The organism is Symbiopectobacterium purcellii (assembly GCF_052050035.1).
Taxonomy (GTDB): Bacteria; Pseudomonadota; Gammaproteobacteria; order Enterobacterales; family Enterobacteriaceae; genus Symbiopectobacterium; species Symbiopectobacterium purcellii_A.
In genome coordinates this window covers 1,839,858-1,856,089 of record NZ_CP189882.1, presented here as the reverse complement: position 1 = coordinate 1,856,089, position 16,232 = coordinate 1,839,858, and the positions used below count along the sequence as shown (strand labels likewise).

Here is a 16,232-nt window from a genome sequence, read left to right as displayed (position 1 = left end):
CCGACAGACAGGAATGGTGCAGCCGGATGGCTGCTACCGCACAGCAACACACAACGACTGAGCTAAATAGGATCATTATGAAAAGAATGCTACTTTCCACGCTGGTTGCCGGCGCATCCCTCTTCGCCGCCATTAATCAAGCCCATGCGGGTGCAACATTGGATGCCATTCAGAAAAAAGGATTTGTTCAGTGTGGTATCAGTGACGGCTTGCCTGGCTTCTCCTATGCAGATGCCAGCGGGAAATACTCCGGTATTGACGTAGACGTGTGCCGCGGCGTGGCTGCCGCTGTGTTTGGCGATGCCAGCAAAGTGAAATACACCCCGCTGACCGCCAAAGAGCGTTTCACCGCACTGCAATCGGGTGAAGTTGATATTCTGTCGCGTAACACCACCTGGACCTCTTCCCGTGATGCCGGGATGGGTATGCTCTTTACTGGCGTGACGTACTACGATGGCATCGGCTTCCTGACCCACAACAAAGCGGGCCTGACCAGCGCGAAAGAGTTGGACGGTGCGACCGTTTGTATTCAGGCCGGTACCGATACCGAACTGAACGTGGCGGATTACTTCAAAACCCACAATATGAAATACACCCCGGTGACCTTCGACCGCTCTGACGAAAGCGCCAAGGCGCTGGAATCTGGCCGCTGCGATACCCTGGCGTCCGACCAGTCTCAACTGTACGCACTGCGTATCAAGCTGAGCAAACCGGCTGAATTTATCGTATTACCGGAAGTTATCTCCAAGGAGCCGCTGGGACCGGTGGTACGTCGCGGTGATGAAGAGTGGTTCTCTATCGTACGTTGGAACCTGTTCGCCATGTTGAATGCGGAAGAAATGGGTGTGACCTCGAAGAACGTTGACGCGCTGGCCGCCAAGCCGACCACGCCGGACATGTCTCACCTGCTGGGCCACGAAGGCAACTACGGCAAAGATCTGAAACTGCCTGCCGATTGGGCGTTCAAAATCATCAAGCAAGTTGGTAACTACGGTGAGATTTTCGAACGCAATGTCGGTATGGACAGCGAGCTGAAAATCAAACGTGGCCTGAATGAGCTGTGGAACAAAGGCGGTATCCAGTACGCACCAGCAGTGCGTTAATCGCTAACAGAAAGCGGGTGCAGCGCCAGTGTGCGGCACCTCGGTATTCCCGCTTTTTCCGTGTTCCTGCTATTGAGGCACTCGCATGCAACAACGCCCAACCGTGAAACGTGATTTTTCACTATCAAATCCAGCGATGCGCGCCTGGCTGTATCAACTTCTCGTCATCGTTATTGTGATTGCCGTGGCGGGTTATCTGTTGCACAACACCGTAACCAACCTGGCCCAGCGTGGTATTACCTCCGGCTTCGCGTTTCTGAATAACAGCGCAGGCTTCGGTATTGTCCAGCACCTTATCGACTACCAGCAGGGCGATACCTATGCCCGCGTGTTTCTGGTAGGGCTGCTCAACACGCTGTTGGTTTCAGCGCTCTGTATTGTTTTCGCTTCGGTGCTGGGTTTTATGCTCGGGCTGGCGCGGCTTTCGGATAACTGGTTGTTACGCAAACTGTCCACGATTTATATCGAAACGTTTCGTAATATCCCACCGATTTTGCAGATCTTCTTCTGGTATTTTGCCGTGCTGCGCAACCTTCCCGGTCCGCGCCAGGCACTTAACACGCTTGATATTGCGTTCCTGAGTAACCGCGGGTTGTACCTTCCCGCCGGAGAATGGAGCCCCGGCGCTCTGGGCGCGCTCTTCGCGTTGCTCATTCCGTTGGTGGTCGGCATTATTCTGTATCGGCGCAATAAACAGATTCACACGCTTACCGGACAATATCACCGCACCTGGCCTATCGTTCTGGCACTGTTGGTGGTACTCCTTGGCGTGAGCCACGCGCTGTTTGGTCCTGCCCTGCACTGGGATATCCCGCAGTTAAAAGGGTTTAACTTCCAGGGTGGCATGGTACTGATCCCTGAACTGGCGGCGTTGACGCTGGCACTGTCAGTCTACACCTCCGCGTTTATCGCAGAGATCATCCGTTCCGGCATTCAGTCGGTGTCATACGGGCAACATGAGGCCGCTCGCTCCCTGGGGTTACCCAACCCGATCACGCTGCGTAAGGTGATTTTGCCTCAGGCGTTGCGCGTTATCATTCCGCCGTTGACCAGCCAGTACTTGAATATCGTGAAGAACTCGTCGCTCGCTGCAGCGATTGGTTATCCGGATATGGTTTCCCTGTTTGCCGGTACCGTGCTCAACCAGACCGGTCAAGCGATTGAAACCATTGCTATTACCATGTTGGTATACCTGATTATCAGCCTGATCATCTCCCTGCTGATGAACCTGTATAACCGCAAAATCGCGCTCGTGGAACGCTAGAGGCCGCTATGACGACATTGTCACAACCACACCGTCAGGCGCCACTGTTTGCACTGTGGCACTGGGCCAAAAAGAACCTGTTTTCCAGCGTCCCGAACGGCCTGCTTACGCTGTTCTGCTTCTGGTTGCTGTGGAACATTCTGCCCCCGCTACTCAATTGGACGCTGCTTCAGGCGAACTGGGTCGGTGAAACTCGCGCTGACTGCACCCGCGACGGCGCTTGCTGGGTGTTTATTCAGGCACGCTTCGGCCACTTCATGTACGGACTGTATCCGGCGGAAGAGATCTGGCGCATCAACTTTGCGCTGGTTTTAGGCCTACTCAGTATCCTGCCGATGTTCTGGCGTCGCATGCCGCGCCGTGGGCGCTATATCGCTATCTGGGCGGTGTGGTACCCATTACTGGCCTGGTGGCTGCTGTATGGTAGATTCGGCGGACTGACGCGCGTAGAAACGCGCCAGTGGGGTGGGCTGACGCTTACCCTGATCATCGCGGCAATTGGTATCGCAGGTGCGTTACCGTTGGGAATTCTGCTGGCGCTGGGACGACGTTCAACCATGCCCGTGGTACGTATCCTGTGCGTGGTGTTTATCGAATTCTGGCGCGGCGTGCCGCTGATCACCGTGTTGTTTATGTCCTCGGTGATGCTGCCGCTGTTTCTCACTGAAGGTACCAGCATCGATAAACTGGTGCGCGCGCTGGTCGGCGTCATTTTGTTCCAGTCAGCCTATGTGGCAGAGGTGGTCAGAGGCGGGCTTCAGGCATTGCCGAAAGGGCAGTATGAAGCGTCCGCTGCATTAGGGCTGGGCTACTGGCGCATGCAGGGGCTGGTTATCCTGCCTCAGGCACTGAATCTGGTCATTCCAGGTCTGGTGAATACCATCATCGCGCTGTTCAAGGACACCAGTCTGGTCATCATCATCGGCCTGTTCGATCTGTTTAGTAGTATCCAGCAGGCGACCGTTGACACGACTTGGCTGGGGATGTCCACCGAAGGCTATGTTTTTGCCGCCATGATCTATTGGATCTTCTGTTTCAGCATGTCGCGCTACAGCCAGCATCTGGAAAAACGTTTTAACACCGGACACAAGTCACATTGAGGCTCTTATGAACCAGAATGCATTAAAATCTGATAACTATATGATCACACTGGACAATGTGAACAAGTGGTATGACCAATTCCACGTTCTGAAAAACATCAACCTGCACGTGAAGCAGGGGGAGCGCATTGTGTTGTGCGGGCCGTCGGGCTCTGGAAAATCGACCACCATTCGCTGCATCAACCACCTGGAAGAACATCAGCAAGGCAAGATCATGGTTGATGGTACCGAATTGGACGGAGATCTGCGCAATATCGAGAAGATCCGCGCCGAAGTGGGAATGGTATTTCAGCACTTTAACCTGTTCCCACACCTGACTGTACTGCAAAACTGCACGCTGGCCCCTAGCTGGGTACGCCATATGCCGAAGAAAGAAGCGGAAGAACTGGCGATGCATTATCTGGAGCGTGTACGCATTGCCGCACATGCCCATAAGTTCCCAGGCCAGCTTTCCGGTGGACAGCAGCAGCGCGTAGCGATTGCCCGCTCTCTGTGCATGAAGCCGAAAATCATGCTGTTCGATGAGCCCACTTCAGCGCTCGATCCGGAAATGGTAAAGGAAGTGCTGGATACCATGCTCGGGTTGGCGCAAGACGGCATGACCATGTTGTGTGTAACGCACGAAATGGGTTTTGCCAAAACGGTAGCCGACCGGGTGATCTTTATGGATCAGGGGGAGATTGTGGAACAGGCCGCACCGGAAGCCTTCTTCAGCAATCCGCGTTCAGAACGTACACGCACGTTCCTGTCACAGATCCTGTACTAATCCTTTTTACGGCCCGCGCCAAGCGTGGGCCGTATTCTATTGCCGTCACGGCTGCACAACGGTAGCAACATAGATAGGTAAGTCCCAGGTTCCCCCGGTACGAATCAGCCGACAGTGTAGTGGTCAACTAAATTTGGCCACCCTACCTGACTGTTGATGGAACAGCCGTTCTGATTCATTTGGTGTTAACCCACCGTTATACCAGTGAGGTCTGACATCGCTATAATAATGGGTTATGTAGCGAATAATGGATGATTGAGCAGTACTAAAGCTTTGGTAGCCAGTCGTTGGCACCCATTCAGTCTTCAGACTACGGAAGAATCGCTCCATCGGACTATTATCCCAACAATTTCCTCTGCGACTCATACTTTGGGTCATCTGATAACGCCACAATGCCTGCCTATACTCACGACTGGTGTAATGGCTTCCTTGGTCACTATGAAACATGACTTGTTTGGGATGCCCACGCAGTTCCCAAGCCATTTGTAGTGCTTTGGCTGTTAATTCTGAATCTGGCGAAAACGACATTGCCCAACCCACGGGTTTTCGGGCAAATAAATCTAATACCACCGCCAGATACGCCCATCGGTCGCCTGTCCAAATATAGGTTACATCGCCGCACCAAACCTGGTCAGGCTTGGTAACAGCGAACTGCCTATTGAGCAGATTTGGAATATCAATACGTTCATTTCCACCGCGGTTGTATTGATGTTTTCTTGTTTGGCAACTAACGAGGGTTAATTCTTTCATCAACTTACCCGCTAACCACCGCCCAAGTTTCACGTCGTGTGTATTGGTAACCATCGTGGCGATAGTCCTTGCGCCCGCAGACCCGCCACTAACGTTCCACGCTTCGCTGACCAGGCTACGTTTTATCGTCCGCTCAATATCTGGCTCCTTAGGTCGACACCAATAGCGATAACTGCTTCGGTGAACATTAAAAATACGACACAACGCTTTCACTGGATAAAGCGCTCTTAGCTTTTCAACTACCGAGAATTTTTCAGTGAGTCGGACATTAAGAGCGCAGTAGCCTTTTTTAAGATGGCATTCTCCATTTCCAGTCGGTGGATTTTTTTCTTCATTTCTCTGAACTCAATTTGTTCAGGTGTTAATGGCAGACCAGGCGATGTTTTCCCTTGACGTTCTAAACGAAGGGCTCTTACCCACCGGCTAATCGCTGAAAGACTGACGTTCATGGCTTTCGCGGCTTCCTGGTAGGTATAATTTTGGTCAAGGACTAATTTGGCGGTTTCACATTTAAATTCAGCAGTAATTATTTTACTCATTTTGGCACCTATAAAAATTATGAGGTAAGCATATCACCTCTACTTAGGTGGCCAAATTCAGTATGCCACTACAGTTTTCGCCCGACGACGCGCATGCTATGACAGATTCTCTGGAGGGAAAGGAAACGCCGAAGTCTTCTTCGGCGTAATCACGCTATTGAGTATCAGAAGCGATAGCCAAGGCCGATATTGAATCCGTTGATTTTTATATTTTTGGCTGTCGCGCCCTCATAACCCAGATCGATACTCCAGTTTGCTGCTGGAGAGATCTGAACACCGGCACCATAAGCAAAACCTGATGTTTTTTTCTTGAAAGATATATTATCGCCATTAGCGAAAGTGTCAGAAGGTTTAACTTTACTCTGCGCGACGCCCGCTAAGCCATAAAGGCTCACAAATTCATTGAAGCGATAAGAGGTGCCCACTAACAGCGAATAATATTTCAGCTGAGTCTTTTCCTTATTTCCCTCGAAATTAAATTTTTCCTCTCCACCCATATAGGTCAGCGAGCTGATAAAGCCCAATGAACCGTCGGGTTGATAGTGATATTTCCCTGTGACGCCGTGGAGATTTTTAAAATCAGTCACCTTTCCATGAGAATAGCCCAGACTGATGGTATACGTATCCGCTTGAGCGATAGCCCCCCCCCCCATTGCAGCCAATACCACAGATAATGCCAATAGCTTTTTATTGATATTCACTTTCACACGCTCCTTTTATGATATGTAACATCCCAAAGACAGAGCGTAAAATGTCAGTTGACGCCTGGCGTGTAAATCAGTGAAATACCTTATCGCATAGTTAATGCAATTATTATCAACACGTTATAAGATATATTTTTATTATCTTTTTAGATGCATTATTGTTTTTTTTAAATAAATGAATAACGCAATAGATATTGTAGAAAGTAAACAAAATCTATCTAAACAAAAACGCAAACAAAAGGTATCAGACAAAACGCGGGGAATTTGGTCGGCGAGAGAGGATTTGAACCTCCGACCCACACGTCCCGAACGTGTTGCGCTACCAGGCTGCGCTACTCGCCGAATGCGGGGCGCATCTTACTGCGCCCTCCAAAAAGCGTCAATCCTTTTTTCACAAAAGCGCACGCTCGACGCCTAGACGCCTAGACGCCTAGGAATTTCAAACTTTTTGGGGCCCCTGATTTCGGGGGCTGGCAACGATGAAAACCGGCTTTTTTATCGTGAATGCCTCTGTGTTTGGGTGATTTTTGAACACATTGCGCGTTTTTTGATTACATCGCCGAATTCCAGGCAGAGCTTCCCCGCATTATCCAACGTAACGCATTCGCGCTATCTCCCCGGCGTTCGCGATTAGCTTCTCCAGGGCCGTTGCCGGCAGCGCCCGGCTGAACGCCATTTTTGCCCCGCACAGCAGGCAGGCAAACGGGTCTGTATTCAGTAATCCCTGACTCAGCGTTGTGTATGTCACTGGCGCTGCTTTTTTCACATTATCCTGCCCCAGGGCTTTTCTCACCAGAGGCAACAGTTTTCCCACTACGCGGTTAGCCAGAAAACCAAAGTAACGCACCATCCGGAAATGCTTTGTAGTGGTTGAATAATCAGGACACTAAACTTACATCCAAAACGGAGGTGTTTAGTGAACCATAAACGACAATTTACCCCTGAGTTTAAAAAGGAAGCCGTTGCCCTGGTAACAGAGCAGGGCTATACGATAGCCAGGGCAGCAGCATCGCTGGGCATAAGCAACAAAACCCTGCATACATGGGTCTCGCTGGCACGCGAGCAGAGCAACGGCGTACTCAGCGATGATGAACGTGCAGAGTTATAGCCAAGCGACTTAATTTTGATTACACCATATGGACTGAGAACAAACTCTCTGTATCGCAACCCATCTCTCTTTTTTTGCTTTTTGCTTGTGCCCATTTATGCTCAATTGGGTTAAGATCTGGCGAATATGTAGGCAAATACTCCACCATATACCCTGCATCGATGATGACTTGTTGAATATTATGTTTTTTGTGAAAAGTGGCATTGTCCATCATGATTACACTGTTTTTAGGGAGTACTGGGATAAGGACTTGTGTGACCCAGGCATAGAAAACATCGCTGTTAATATTGATATCAAATAATCCGATAGCAAACAGCGTTGTGCCTAATAAAGCGCCGATAACATTTGTTCTTCCCCTAGCTCCCCAGTTCTTCAGGCCAAAACACCGTTGACCTTTTGGGGAATAGCCGTGAGTCCGTGGGGTATCGTGTGAAAAACCACTTTCATCAATAAAAACAATAGGTTTACCTTCTTTTTCATACTGTTGTTTTTTTTGTTGAAATCCCTGCCGGGCGTTTTCGTCGGCTTTCGGATGACGTAGAGTTTTTTTTATAGGTCAATCCCAGCTTTTTAAGCGCTTGCCAAATGGCCTTCTGACAAACGCCAAAACGCTCTGCACGTTCTTTTTGGTAAGCATCTGGATATTGTTCAACATCTTTTATCAACTCGGATTTATCGATCTTTCGCTGACGCGTGGTCGATGCTTTTGACTCTATTTGATTAATCCAACGCGATACAGAGGCAGGGCCAATCCGAAATTGCTTCGCTGTTTCTCGGATACTCAACCCTTCGTTTTTCCGTGTAGATATCACTTTACGTCTAAAATCAATTGAATAGCTCATTTAAATAATGTAATCAAAATTAAGTCGTTTAGCTATAATTTCGAGGGGGCGTTGTGAGTCGGTGGGCAGGGAATCAATAAACGCTTTCAGGTTTTTTCGTATTCGTTCATCACGCAGCAGGAAGCATGTTTTTTCCATCACCCACCTCTGAATTTACCCACCCAAACAAAAAGGGCTGCCATTGCCAGCAGCCCCACGATGCATTCTGTTAGATATGCCGTCATTCGTATTTCCCTCGCTGTTTGCGTTAAACCGCCATACGGCGCATTTCAGATATCACCGCACTTTGTGACTGCCCACGGGCGTAGTTGAAAGGAATACTCTTTCTGTCGGCCAGAAACTGATTACTCAGCAAGTTGAACACCAGGGGGATTTTCCCCTGCCAGCCTTCGCCGTTACGCTGCTTGTCGAGCAATAACAGCGTTCCAGGCGCTTCCAGTAGCTTTTGCTCTTTTTCCGATAAAACCTCGTTGCCAAACTTCCTCGCTTTCTCTACCACGGCTTCACGCGCCTTGTTGCGCCAGACGGTGATCAGGTTATCGGTCAAATCCGTGATAGCGCCGCTTCCCTTGACATCCATCTTGCCGACCGGCTTTTCTTCGTTTTCGCCTTTTCGGGGATGAGTTACCAACAGCACATGCACCGGGTAAGTCAGCTTGAACTCGCATAAGGCTTCCATAAACGCCTTCTGGCCGTTGTAATCATCCTCATTGAGTCCGCACATCATCAGCGAGTCCACGACAAACAGTTTCACGCCATAGCGCTTGTGCGCATATTTGAACACGGACAAAATCCGTTCTCCCTTGGCTTTACCCGTCACGTTGAACAACCACATCCGCGCATCGAGCAGGTCCATCATCCGGTCTACATCCTCCGGTGAGGTATCCCCCGTAGATACGGCTTGTCGAATCATCCGTTTCAGCAGGATAGCAGGCCGTAGCTCCATCGAGGCGATGCAGGCAGACACCCCCTGGTACGTCGCCTCAAGCGACAGATGCCCCACAAACTGCGATTTGCCGTGACCGTTAACGCCGTTGACCAAGGTCAGTTCGTGCGTCCTGAATCTGAAATTCTGCTCCAGCGTGGGCCACGGACTGGTGAACAGACCGGGAGCGGGTGAAAAAAAAGCCGCATGGACTTCCTGACGGAATTCGCCCGCCCGTTTGAGTTCTGTGGGGTCGAACGTCTCAGCGTTCATGAAGAGGCGTTGAAACTGCTCCACGGAAATATTATTGACCAGGCATTCGTTAGCGTCCTTGTGGGGTAACTTCACGAAGCTGCAACGATGAATACCCAGCCGGGTAGCAATTTCCTTGGCGGCGGATTGCCCGGCGGCGTCCATGTCCATGCACAGGAATATCTCTCCGAAACGTGATAGATTTTCGTACTCATGCTCAATCCACTGCTGCTTGGCCCCCGTCCCTCCACCGAAGGGAACCGACAGTGCCGGGAGGCCGTACTGGTGGAGGCTCATCGCGTCAATTTCGCCTTCACAAATCACCACCAGATTGCGCTCTTTGGGGTTGATGGCCTGCCAGCCAAACAGACAGGGTTCACAATCAGACTCCACCATGATGATTTTTTTACCGTCATGACGCTCAATCCCCAACCGCTTGATTTGTTTCAACTCACCGTCGCGCAGGTAGGGGAAGGCGATGGCAGGGACTTCCTGCTTGGTCTCGTGGTTGAATATCACCGCGTCGGTCACTTTGAACGCTTGTGCCGTCTCGTGGGAGATCCCCCTTGAGGCCAGATACGCGAAACAGTCGCGGGAGCCTTTGACGCCCTTGCGCTCAGGCCTCTTGAAGATTTTTGGCTGTTTCGGCAGGAACTCATTGCTCTCGTCCTTGACACCCAGAAACACTTTGGCCTCCTGCATGGCCTGATGGAATTGGATACCGCACACCGCTACCCACAAGTCCAGCAAGTCGCCACCCTGTCCGCCGTTGAACTCACACCAGACCTGCTTGCCGGTGAGATTGACCTTGAGCGATTGCCCCTTGTTGCCGTCCAAATCACCGACAACCCATTCCCCATTGACGCGCCGACCGTTGGGGAGTAAGTGAGCCACCACCTGCTCCACCCGCTGCCACAACAGGCCGGATAATTCCTGGATAGTCATACTGCCTCCAATCGAAAAATCTTAAAGCCCAGCGTCACTGCCGATATCGGCATAACCCCGTGGCAGTAACCGGCAATCAAAACCGGTTTCAGCCATGATTTCATCGACCCTCCAGAAGTTCATACAGTGCCAGTTCACGCCGCTGCTCTTCGGTCAACCGGGAGGCATCGAACGCGGGCGTGGTATTGGCTGGCTCGGTGATTTTTTCGGGGAACAAGCCCTGCCAACCGCGCTCGATGGACAAACCAATCACCGCATCGGGGTTGACATGGTTCTCCAGCATCGACCTGATGCGCTTGCAGGTGGTCGGGGTGAGTGGGTGACGAATTTCTTTCCGGTGCTCCACCCAATCGGCCCAAACCTCTGCCGACACGTTCGACGGTTTTTCGGTTAGCGGGTCAAATTTGTTTTTCTTGTCGGTAAGGGGTAAGGGGGTTTTGTTTTTAATCTCTGTAGTAATCTCTGTAGTAGTCTCTGTATCCTTATCTATACATTGGGTCAAACTTACCATTTGCATTTGGTCAATTTGACCTGATGCATTTGGGTCAATTTGACCTGATGCATCGTCCACATTTTTAACCTCCAGAGATTTCAGCGCGTCATAGTTGATGCTGTACCATTTGCTCCGATCGCGCTGGTCTTTGTTATAATTCGCCGTAAGCAGTAGCCCTTGCTTTTCCAGGCTGGTAAGCGCACGTTTAACGGTAGTTTCACTCCAAAATGGAAATTGAGTTTGCCATTCAGCAACGCTGTTATAGACCCACTTACGGCCGTTATGAACGTGACGAGAGTTGCCCAGCCAGTAATGGATTTGTTGCAGTACCATCGCTTCATTCAGGCCAATGGTGCAGGCCAGAGACGGGAGTACCTGCAACGGATTTTCGTGGATAAGTAAACGGCTTGTGCTCATTTGCGTTTCTCCTCGGACTCATGCTGAGCCAGGTAAAGTTGTTGTTGCAGGCGGAAGAGTTCGGCGAATTTCTTCGCCGCATCCTCCGGCATCAGTGTTTGGGGTTCAGGATGAGGGCGACAGGCGCCCTTTTGCTTGAAATTCCGGCGGTTTAGTGCCATAATTTCTCCTGAAATTAATGAGTTATTGCAGTTTTAAGCCGGAAAAGTGTTCGCGCACTGACCGGCTTTTTCTTTTGTGCTTGCATCATGTTCTCCTCCTATGCAGCAAGGCATTCGTCGCCTGATACAGATTCAGCCGCTTCCAGTTGATACTTCGCGAACTCCATCGCTGAACGAAGCAGATAGCGGTATTCATCCAGCGGCATCTTCTTCTCGCCCTCGAAGACAAAATCCTGCACACCACTGGCGGCTAAGATATCCATCGTCTCGGTGAGCTTCTCTGAGCGGCGCAGGACGGTTGAATCGGCGACACCCAGCATTTTTGCGATGTTGGTCTGGCGTACCCGGGCAATCGCCTGATATGCTGTTGTAACGAGGTGACGGCTAATGAACTCAACCGCAGAATTTTTGCGTGTTTTTGCACGTTCCATTTGTGATACTTTCCTTGTTGAAAGAATAGGTTATCGGATGCACATGTAGATACACGGCACCTGTGGTGTAATTAGGTAATCAACAGACGTGACGAAGCCGTGAGGCAGTCACAGTGAGTGTGTTACTGTGGGATGTTGCGTTCGCCACGTTGTCGGTGGCTTCCGTAGGACGGGTGTCCGTTGTGAAGAGCGGTACTGCTGGTTAGGCTACTGGGTCTGGTAGACCTATGGCACAAGGATGCCTATACAAATCATTTCGATACTTCAGAGCACCATTAGTGACGACTTCCAATCGGTAAGCGTCCTTTTCTGGAATAACGTCTTTCCATTGAGAAATAGCTGCATCGCTTAAACCGAGTGCTTGCGCTACAGCTCTTTGTGTCCTGAAGTGTTTCACTACTGTTTTTTTCAGCATCAACACCTCCAATTAAAGAAAACTTAAATTCTGACACTAAAGGAAGTTTTAGTCAATATCTTTTAAGATCGCTTAACTATGAACAACAATTCTGCTGGCGAGCGGATCAAACTACGCAGAAAAGAACTAAAACTAACACAGCAGGAGTTAAGCAGATCTGTGGGGGTTTCTCATGTCTCTATATCCCAGTGGGAAAGAGGCGAAACCGAACCTAGTGGAGAAAATCTTTTAGCCCTAGCAAAAGCGTTAAGGTGCCAACCCGGCTATTTAGTGTACGGTTCTGTCGAAGACGACTCCCAAGAAATTATCAGTAGAAAAACACCTGAACCTATTGATTTTCAAGATGAAGAGCTTGAACGAGAGAGGCGGATGCTACTCGATATGTTTACTAGCCTACCTTCAACAGACAGGAAAAAGTTCTTGAAGGAAATTAGTGATAGAAAGAACGAAATTGATCTCATTGTTGAAGAAGTCCTAGCTAGGCGAGCCATAAAATCTAAGCCTAAAGCAAGCTGAACTTTTCCCGCCGTTCATGTTTGGTAGGACGCCTTATTTCCACGATCATAGTCACACGTTGCTCTTCCCCTCCTGCGTCACCTAATCTTAAATTTCTAAAATTAAGATATGAAAAATCAGGTTGACTTTATTTTTAAGTAATATTAAATTTATCTCATCAACCCACCAGACAGCCTACAGCCAGACGGTGGAACACCAACCCGCAACGGCAATACCCCGGCAGGCAAGACCTCGAGTTACCCGCCGATTGCCTGAGCGTAAGTAGCCAGCCCGAGGCACAGGAACATGACGGCGGTTGGGATAGCTAACGAGAGAGGATGAGAGATGAAAATCATGCAGATTCGAGGGAATAACCAAGATTACTTGAATTGGAAGAACAATGTGATGCGTGATGCTAACAGCTTTACGCCAGGATGCCACCTTATCATGGCAGCCTGTGAGCAAGCAGATGAAACAGGGCACATGATAGAAAAAGCGTTTTTCTCCACATGCCCCAAAACTAAGAAAATAACGCTATACGTATCAGGTGATCCGGACGTGTTTCTTAAAACGATACGAATTATTGAAATGAAATCTACATTTTTACTTCAGTCTGAAACCCCGTTTTTCGCGGAAGAGAAATATTTTTTTTAATCAATGAGATAATTTCTGAGCGTGTATCTTCGATATCGACAGAGGTGAATTTTGTATCTGGAACATGATTACGCACAGAATCGATCATCGCTAAAGCGGGCTGTGTAATATTATTACTACCATCAATATATGATATTGCAATTAATGGGATATTAATTTGAGCTGCTGCTTTTACCGCAGTTTCCAAAAAATCAACATAAGTATCTTTGTTGGATGCCATAACAATAATTGCTCTTGATTGCCTGTGGAGTCACTAAATTATCAGATTCTCTAGCCTGTGGAAAGGAGGGAACCACTGCCGCCTGAGGTGGAGAAGTAAACCAGGCATTAAACCACAGCAGATTAATGAGTCTGCTCTGTTTTAACCGCTCTTTCAAAACGAGCCTCGTGCTCTACGGAAGCCACCGACAACGTGGCGAACCTTTACCCAGATGTTTTTGGGGTGTGGTGGGCTGAATAAAAATTATAGCCAACACCAGGGCCACCACTGGCTCACCACACCACCAAAACCATCTATTGGAGGGGAGCATGGCTACTATCATTTACCGTAAATCCGTTAATCCTGTTAATTGTGTTAGCAAAACAAACGCCGCTATTCGCCGTCATGCCAGACGCAAGGCAGAAGCCATCCGGCGTGAACTGGTATCATCCCGTATTGATAAAGCTTTAGGTCAGAAGCCAGAAAGACGCAAAGCGCTTAACCGCATTGAATTAGCCTTCAAGCGCAAACGTGCGCCAAGGATTAATTTCAATTTACTGGCTAAGTTCAGAGAGAAAATTAATCGTTTCGCCGAAATGTACGACAGGGTTAAGCGTCTTAACCATCGCATCTGGTACAGCAAGCCGAAAACCGAGTATGGCATTACCGCCAAAGCAAGGCAGACGTATTAACTTGGCAGCACTGATTACCCACAAAGTAACCGTAACAACATTGATAGCCTGGAAAGCTTTTCTTGATTTTCAACAGGCAGATCAATTTTTATTTGCGTTTTCCGCAATGCTATAGGCTTCAGACAGGACCAGATGTTGTTATCGGCACTATCAAGTTCAATAAGTTTTGCTTTCAGGTCTGCATCACTGAACCGGGCTTCATTTGTGAATAATCGAAGATACTCAAAGGATTGTTTCGCGGCTCCTGCGGACTGCTTGCCAAATTGGTAAGTCGATTGCACCGCTGAAATGATCACGATCATCACCCCGAAGAGAAATGGGTTCGCTTTTAGCACTATCGCTGAGCCGAAAATCAACGTTAACACCGAAAAGAGTCGGTCAATCCGTCCCGTCGCGGTGGAGTACAACTGTTCTAGATAATATCCATAAAGGATGTGGTCTTTAATTTCATCTCGGCTCATAGCGATTCCTTATGGTTGTCAGCCTCCGGTTTTCTTCGGTGGCGGTGGCGGCGGAGCCTTAGGTTGTGGCTCGGGTCTTACATTCTTTTCGGGTAAATGGTCATAGGCCAGCCTTTCGGTAGGTGTGACCGTTTGCTTTTTAGACATCTGCTTGTCCTTCTATTGCATTGGGGTAAGCATATTTTAACCGATTCCTTTGCATTGGGGAATGCAGGAACCCTCGCCGCCTGAGAGGGTCACCAAAGCAGGCCTTAACACAGAGGCCACCATGCAAAAGCTCATTGACGAATTCGACCACCTGATAGAGCCAGGGACGATTGTGACTCAAATCATCCTGTCGGGCGTTGTAGACGACTGTGGTTATCTCATACAAGAGAATGATAATCCTGATTTCTTTCGTGTTTACATCCGTGGCGGCGACGGCTTGCTACAGACCATTGGCGACTTCTCCGACCGTGAGCACGCACTCGCTTATGCCGCGAGGATGGTTGAGAAATATCAAGCACAACTCACGGACAATACCCGGAAATTATTAAATGATTGAGGAGCATGAAATAGCGTTATGGCAGATAATGTAGATATAGCCAGCCAAAACGAAGAAGCCTTTCGCCAACATCTCATTACCCATTATCGGGAGCAGCAATTACACCTCACCAGCCGTTGCTATAATTGTGACGAGCCAACGGAGGATTGAATGATGCAACTTAATAAACCTCATATCACGACCTTCAATCACCCTAATTTCGGTGACATGGTCGCTGTCACCAACGGCAGCAATAATATTAATGATTCACGTTATTTGATGAGCATTGACATCCTCCCTTGTGATGACAATGAGACAAGAGTATACAAGTCAACTATTTTCTATCTGACGGAAGAAAATAAGTGGCTCAAAAAGCAAGTGAAAAAATTAACGCCAGTGTATGACTGAAACACTTTCAGCATTCCCATCATCCGCTTATCGCCGCAATCAACATCACACTAATAATATATAACACTGAACTGCCTCTTTATACCCGCGCCGATATTCCTCGGCATCATTAATACATCAATTTAAATTAAGGAAAGCCACGATGGAACTTGCTATCGCGGGCGCACCCATCGTGCGTCCTGAAATTACATTTGACCCGATTCGGTCAATCGAACATCACCGCTCAAATATCGTCACGGGCCAGAGCTTCAAAAACAAAAGCTGGCTGCAACGGTTATTCGAGCAGCTTATAGCAACGGTTAATCAAAAGGGTCATCCATGAAACGCGACCTCGTTATTTTCATGCACCGGCACTGCATGGTATCTGCCGCTGCAAACAGGCGGGCTGGCGTGATGGATAAGGCTGCGAACATGCTTATCTGCGCCAGAGACTACCGAACGTCATTGCGGCGTGACGCCGACCTTCCAGCGGGAGTGCTGGCTATCTTTCTCAGGGAAGAGAAAACAAGCGAATCCGAATGTTCAGAAATTCACAGCGATGAGCCTATTTCATGGGATGAATTCGCTGGCAATCACATGTGAGGT

Annotated in this window: 25 protein-coding genes and 1 tRNA gene; 12 read left to right on the top strand and 14 right to left on the bottom strand. The window is 49.1% G+C overall.

All coding sequences use genetic code 11. The annotated features are described in order from the left end of the window. Positions 1-77 precede the first annotated feature (77 nt). The 4 genes from ACQGXV_RS13635 to ACQGXV_RS13620 all read left to right on the top strand — a co-directional run bounded on the left by ACQGXV_RS13635 (position 78) and on the right by ACQGXV_RS13620 (position 4,233). Positions 78-1,103, top strand: coding sequence for an amino acid ABC transporter substrate-binding protein (locus ACQGXV_RS13635; RefSeq protein WP_440866660.1), 1,026 nt, complete (start codon positions 78-80; stop codon positions 1,101-1,103). Between the two features lie 85 nt (positions 1,104-1,188). Further along, complete coding sequence (locus ACQGXV_RS13630; RefSeq protein WP_440866659.1) at positions 1,189-2,367, top strand: amino acid ABC transporter permease; 1,179 nt, start codon at positions 1,189-1,191, stop codon at positions 2,365-2,367. 8 nt (positions 2,368-2,375) lie between these two features. Then, positions 2,376-3,467 (top strand): amino acid ABC transporter permease, encoded by a 1,092-nt coding sequence (locus ACQGXV_RS13625; RefSeq protein ID WP_440866658.1) that lies wholly within the window; start codon positions 2,376-2,378, stop codon positions 3,465-3,467. Positions 3,468-3,474: 7 nt separating this feature from the next. Beyond that, on the top strand, positions 3,475-4,233 hold the full coding sequence (locus ACQGXV_RS13620; RefSeq protein WP_440866657.1) for an amino acid ABC transporter ATP-binding protein: 759 nt from the start codon (positions 3,475-3,477) through the stop codon (positions 4,231-4,233). Between the two features lie 123 nt (positions 4,234-4,356). Here ACQGXV_RS13620 and ACQGXV_RS13615 read toward each other — a convergent pair. From ACQGXV_RS13615 to ACQGXV_RS13600, 4 genes are all read right to left on the bottom strand, one after another. Then, positions 4,357-5,522 (bottom strand): IS3 family transposase gene (locus ACQGXV_RS13615; RefSeq protein ID WP_440866656.1). Its coding sequence is split into 2 segments (ribosomal slippage): positions 4,357-5,279 and positions 5,279-5,522, totalling 1,167 coding nucleotides; the frame shifts between segments, so codons are not numbered across the junction. 164 nt (positions 5,523-5,686) lie between these two features. Then, positions 5,687-6,223 (bottom strand): Ail/Lom family outer membrane beta-barrel protein, encoded by a 537-nt coding sequence (locus ACQGXV_RS13610; protein WP_440866655.1) that lies wholly within the window; start codon positions 6,221-6,223, stop codon positions 5,687-5,689. Positions 6,224-6,491: 268 nt separating this feature from the next. Further along, positions 6,492-6,568, bottom strand: a tRNA-Pro gene (locus ACQGXV_RS13605). A 244-nt stretch (positions 6,569-6,812) separates the two neighbouring features. Then, entirely contained in the window at positions 6,813-7,076 is a 264-nt protein-coding gene (locus tag ACQGXV_RS13600) for a hypothetical protein (RefSeq protein ID WP_440866654.1), read from the bottom strand. Positions 7,077-7,142: 66 nt separating this feature from the next. Here ACQGXV_RS13600 and ACQGXV_RS13595 point away from each other — a divergent pair, with 66 nt between their 5' ends. After that, positions 7,143-7,334, top strand: a complete 192-nt coding sequence (locus tag ACQGXV_RS13595) for a transposase (protein ID WP_440866653.1) — start codon at positions 7,143-7,145, stop codon at positions 7,332-7,334. 19 nt (positions 7,335-7,353) lie between these two features. On the opposite strand, the gene ACQGXV_RS13590 is transcribed toward ACQGXV_RS13595, so the two are convergent. The 8 genes from ACQGXV_RS13590 to ACQGXV_RS13555 form a co-directional block, all read right to left on the bottom strand. Further along, on the bottom strand, positions 7,354-7,887 hold the full coding sequence (locus ACQGXV_RS13590; protein ID WP_440867179.1) for an IS630 family transposase: 534 nt from the start codon (positions 7,885-7,887) through the stop codon (positions 7,354-7,356). Next, a complete protein-coding gene (locus ACQGXV_RS13585) occupies positions 7,811-8,176 on the bottom strand; it encodes an IS630 transposase-related protein (RefSeq protein WP_440862584.1) in 366 nt (121 codons plus the stop codon). The genes ACQGXV_RS13590 and ACQGXV_RS13585 overlap by 77 nt, the downstream gene beginning before the upstream one ends. After that, positions 8,177-8,317, bottom strand: a complete 141-nt coding sequence (locus ACQGXV_RS13580; RefSeq protein ID WP_440866652.1) for a hypothetical protein — start codon at positions 8,315-8,317, stop codon at positions 8,177-8,179. Between the two features lie 106 nt (positions 8,318-8,423). Beyond that, on the bottom strand, positions 8,424-10,298 hold the full coding sequence (locus ACQGXV_RS13575; RefSeq protein WP_440866651.1) for a toprim domain-containing protein: 1,875 nt from the start codon (positions 10,296-10,298) through the stop codon (positions 8,424-8,426). Between the two features lie 100 nt (positions 10,299-10,398). Beyond that, positions 10,399-11,208, bottom strand: a complete 810-nt coding sequence (locus ACQGXV_RS13570) for a hypothetical protein (RefSeq protein ID WP_440863067.1) — start codon at positions 11,206-11,208, stop codon at positions 10,399-10,401. Beyond that, positions 11,205-11,369, bottom strand: coding sequence for a hypothetical protein (locus ACQGXV_RS13565; RefSeq protein ID WP_440863043.1), 165 nt, complete (start codon positions 11,367-11,369; stop codon positions 11,205-11,207). The genes ACQGXV_RS13570 and ACQGXV_RS13565 overlap by 4 nt, the downstream gene beginning before the upstream one ends. 98 nt (positions 11,370-11,467) lie before the next feature. Further along, a complete protein-coding gene (locus ACQGXV_RS13560; RefSeq protein ID WP_440863042.1) occupies positions 11,468-11,800 on the bottom strand; it encodes a hypothetical protein in 333 nt (110 codons plus the stop codon). A gap of 202 nt (positions 11,801-12,002) precedes the next feature. Continuing rightward, a complete protein-coding gene (locus ACQGXV_RS13555) occupies positions 12,003-12,215 on the bottom strand; it encodes a Cro/CI family transcriptional regulator (protein WP_440866650.1) in 213 nt (70 codons plus the stop codon). A gap of 78 nt (positions 12,216-12,293) precedes the next feature. Between ACQGXV_RS13555 and ACQGXV_RS13550 the strand changes: the two genes are divergently transcribed. Next, complete coding sequence (locus tag ACQGXV_RS13550; protein ID WP_440866649.1) at positions 12,294-12,731, top strand: helix-turn-helix domain-containing protein; 438 nt, start codon at positions 12,294-12,296, stop codon at positions 12,729-12,731. A 574-nt stretch (positions 12,732-13,305) separates the two neighbouring features. Here ACQGXV_RS13550 and ACQGXV_RS13545 read toward each other — a convergent pair. Beyond that, positions 13,306-13,584 carry a hypothetical protein gene (locus ACQGXV_RS13545; RefSeq protein WP_440863039.1) on the bottom strand — a complete coding sequence of 93 codons (279 nt, stop codon included), beginning with the start codon at positions 13,582-13,584 and terminating at the stop codon, positions 13,306-13,308. 308 nt (positions 13,585-13,892) lie between these two features. On the opposite strand from ACQGXV_RS13545, the gene ACQGXV_RS13540 reads away from it, so the two are divergent. Beyond that, positions 13,893-14,255 (top strand): antitermination protein, encoded by a 363-nt coding sequence (locus ACQGXV_RS13540; protein WP_440863063.1) that lies wholly within the window; start codon positions 13,893-13,895, stop codon positions 14,253-14,255. Between the two features lie 14 nt (positions 14,256-14,269). Here ACQGXV_RS13540 and ACQGXV_RS13535 read toward each other — a convergent pair whose 3' ends face one another. Next, positions 14,270-14,716, bottom strand: coding sequence for a hypothetical protein (locus ACQGXV_RS13535; protein WP_440863037.1), 447 nt, complete (start codon positions 14,714-14,716; stop codon positions 14,270-14,272). Between the two features lie 268 nt (positions 14,717-14,984). Here ACQGXV_RS13535 and ACQGXV_RS13530 point away from each other — a divergent pair, with 268 nt between their 5' ends. From ACQGXV_RS13530 to ACQGXV_RS13510, 5 genes are all read left to right on the top strand, one after another. Then, on the top strand, positions 14,985-15,260 hold the full coding sequence (locus ACQGXV_RS13530) for a hypothetical protein (protein WP_440866648.1): 276 nt from the start codon (positions 14,985-14,987) through the stop codon (positions 15,258-15,260). 18 nt (positions 15,261-15,278) lie between these two features. After that, positions 15,279-15,410, top strand: a complete 132-nt coding sequence (locus tag ACQGXV_RS13525; RefSeq protein WP_440863061.1) for a hypothetical protein — start codon at positions 15,279-15,281, stop codon at positions 15,408-15,410. Then, on the top strand, positions 15,411-15,647 hold the full coding sequence (locus tag ACQGXV_RS13520; protein ID WP_440863060.1) for a hypothetical protein: 237 nt from the start codon (positions 15,411-15,413) through the stop codon (positions 15,645-15,647). It begins immediately after the preceding gene. 142 nt (positions 15,648-15,789) lie between these two features. After that, positions 15,790-15,969 (top strand): hypothetical protein, encoded by a 180-nt coding sequence (locus ACQGXV_RS13515; protein WP_440866647.1) that lies wholly within the window; start codon positions 15,790-15,792, stop codon positions 15,967-15,969. Beyond that, the gene (locus tag ACQGXV_RS13510) at positions 15,966-16,229 is read left to right on the top strand and encodes a hypothetical protein (protein WP_440864459.1); all 264 of its coding nucleotides are present in this window, start codon (positions 15,966-15,968) and stop codon (positions 16,227-16,229) included. The genes ACQGXV_RS13515 and ACQGXV_RS13510 overlap by 4 nt, the downstream gene beginning before the upstream one ends. Positions 16,230-16,232: the final 3 nt, after the last annotated feature.

Excerpts from the sequence above, each read along its gene's own strand:
- ACQGXV_RS13560 (WP_440863042.1), bottom strand. The coding sequence starts at position 11,800 with ATGGAACGTGCAAAAACACGCAAAAATTCTGCGGTTGAGTTCATTAGC.
- ACQGXV_RS13625 (WP_440866658.1), top strand. The coding sequence starts at position 2,376 with ATGACGACATTGTCACAACCACACCGTCAGGCGCCACTGTTTGCACTG.
- ACQGXV_RS13530 (WP_440866648.1), top strand. The coding sequence starts at position 14,985 with ATGCAAAAGCTCATTGACGAATTCGACCACCTGATAGAGCCAGGGACG.
- ACQGXV_RS13545 (WP_440863039.1), bottom strand. The coding sequence starts at position 13,584 with ATGGCATCCAACAAAGATACTTATGTTGATTTTTTGGAAACTGCGGTA.
- ACQGXV_RS13620 (WP_440866657.1), top strand. The coding sequence starts at position 3,475 with ATGAACCAGAATGCATTAAAATCTGATAACTATATGATCACACTGGAC.
- ACQGXV_RS13535 (WP_440863037.1), bottom strand. The coding sequence starts at position 14,716 with ATGAGCCGAGATGAAATTAAAGACCACATCCTTTATGGATATTATCTA.
- ACQGXV_RS13540 (WP_440863063.1), top strand. The coding sequence starts at position 13,893 with ATGGCTACTATCATTTACCGTAAATCCGTTAATCCTGTTAATTGTGTT.
- ACQGXV_RS13600 (WP_440866654.1), bottom strand. The coding sequence starts at position 7,076 with ATGGTGCGTTACTTTGGTTTTCTGGCTAACCGCGTAGTGGGAAAACTG.
- ACQGXV_RS13585 (WP_440862584.1), bottom strand. The coding sequence starts at position 8,176 with ATGAGCTATTCAATTGATTTTAGACGTAAAGTGATATCTACACGGAAA.
- ACQGXV_RS13570 (WP_440863067.1), bottom strand. The coding sequence starts at position 11,208 with ATGAGCACAAGCCGTTTACTTATCCACGAAAATCCGTTGCAGGTACTC.
- ACQGXV_RS13520 (WP_440863060.1), top strand. The coding sequence starts at position 15,411 with ATGATGCAACTTAATAAACCTCATATCACGACCTTCAATCACCCTAAT.
- ACQGXV_RS13555 (WP_440866650.1), bottom strand. The coding sequence starts at position 12,215 with ATGCTGAAAAAAACAGTAGTGAAACACTTCAGGACACAAAGAGCTGTA.
- ACQGXV_RS13525 (WP_440863061.1), top strand. The coding sequence starts at position 15,279 with ATGGCAGATAATGTAGATATAGCCAGCCAAAACGAAGAAGCCTTTCGC.
- ACQGXV_RS13515 (WP_440866647.1), top strand. The coding sequence starts at position 15,790 with ATGGAACTTGCTATCGCGGGCGCACCCATCGTGCGTCCTGAAATTACA.
- ACQGXV_RS13630 (WP_440866659.1), top strand. The coding sequence starts at position 1,189 with ATGCAACAACGCCCAACCGTGAAACGTGATTTTTCACTATCAAATCCA.
- ACQGXV_RS13575 (WP_440866651.1), bottom strand. The coding sequence starts at position 10,298 with ATGACTATCCAGGAATTATCCGGCCTGTTGTGGCAGCGGGTGGAGCAG.
- ACQGXV_RS13565 (WP_440863043.1), bottom strand. The coding sequence starts at position 11,369 with ATGGCACTAAACCGCCGGAATTTCAAGCAAAAGGGCGCCTGTCGCCCT.
- ACQGXV_RS13635 (WP_440866660.1), top strand. The coding sequence starts at position 78 with ATGAAAAGAATGCTACTTTCCACGCTGGTTGCCGGCGCATCCCTCTTC.
- ACQGXV_RS13550 (WP_440866649.1), top strand. The coding sequence starts at position 12,294 with ATGAACAACAATTCTGCTGGCGAGCGGATCAAACTACGCAGAAAAGAA.
- ACQGXV_RS13510 (WP_440864459.1), top strand. The coding sequence starts at position 15,966 with ATGAAACGCGACCTCGTTATTTTCATGCACCGGCACTGCATGGTATCT.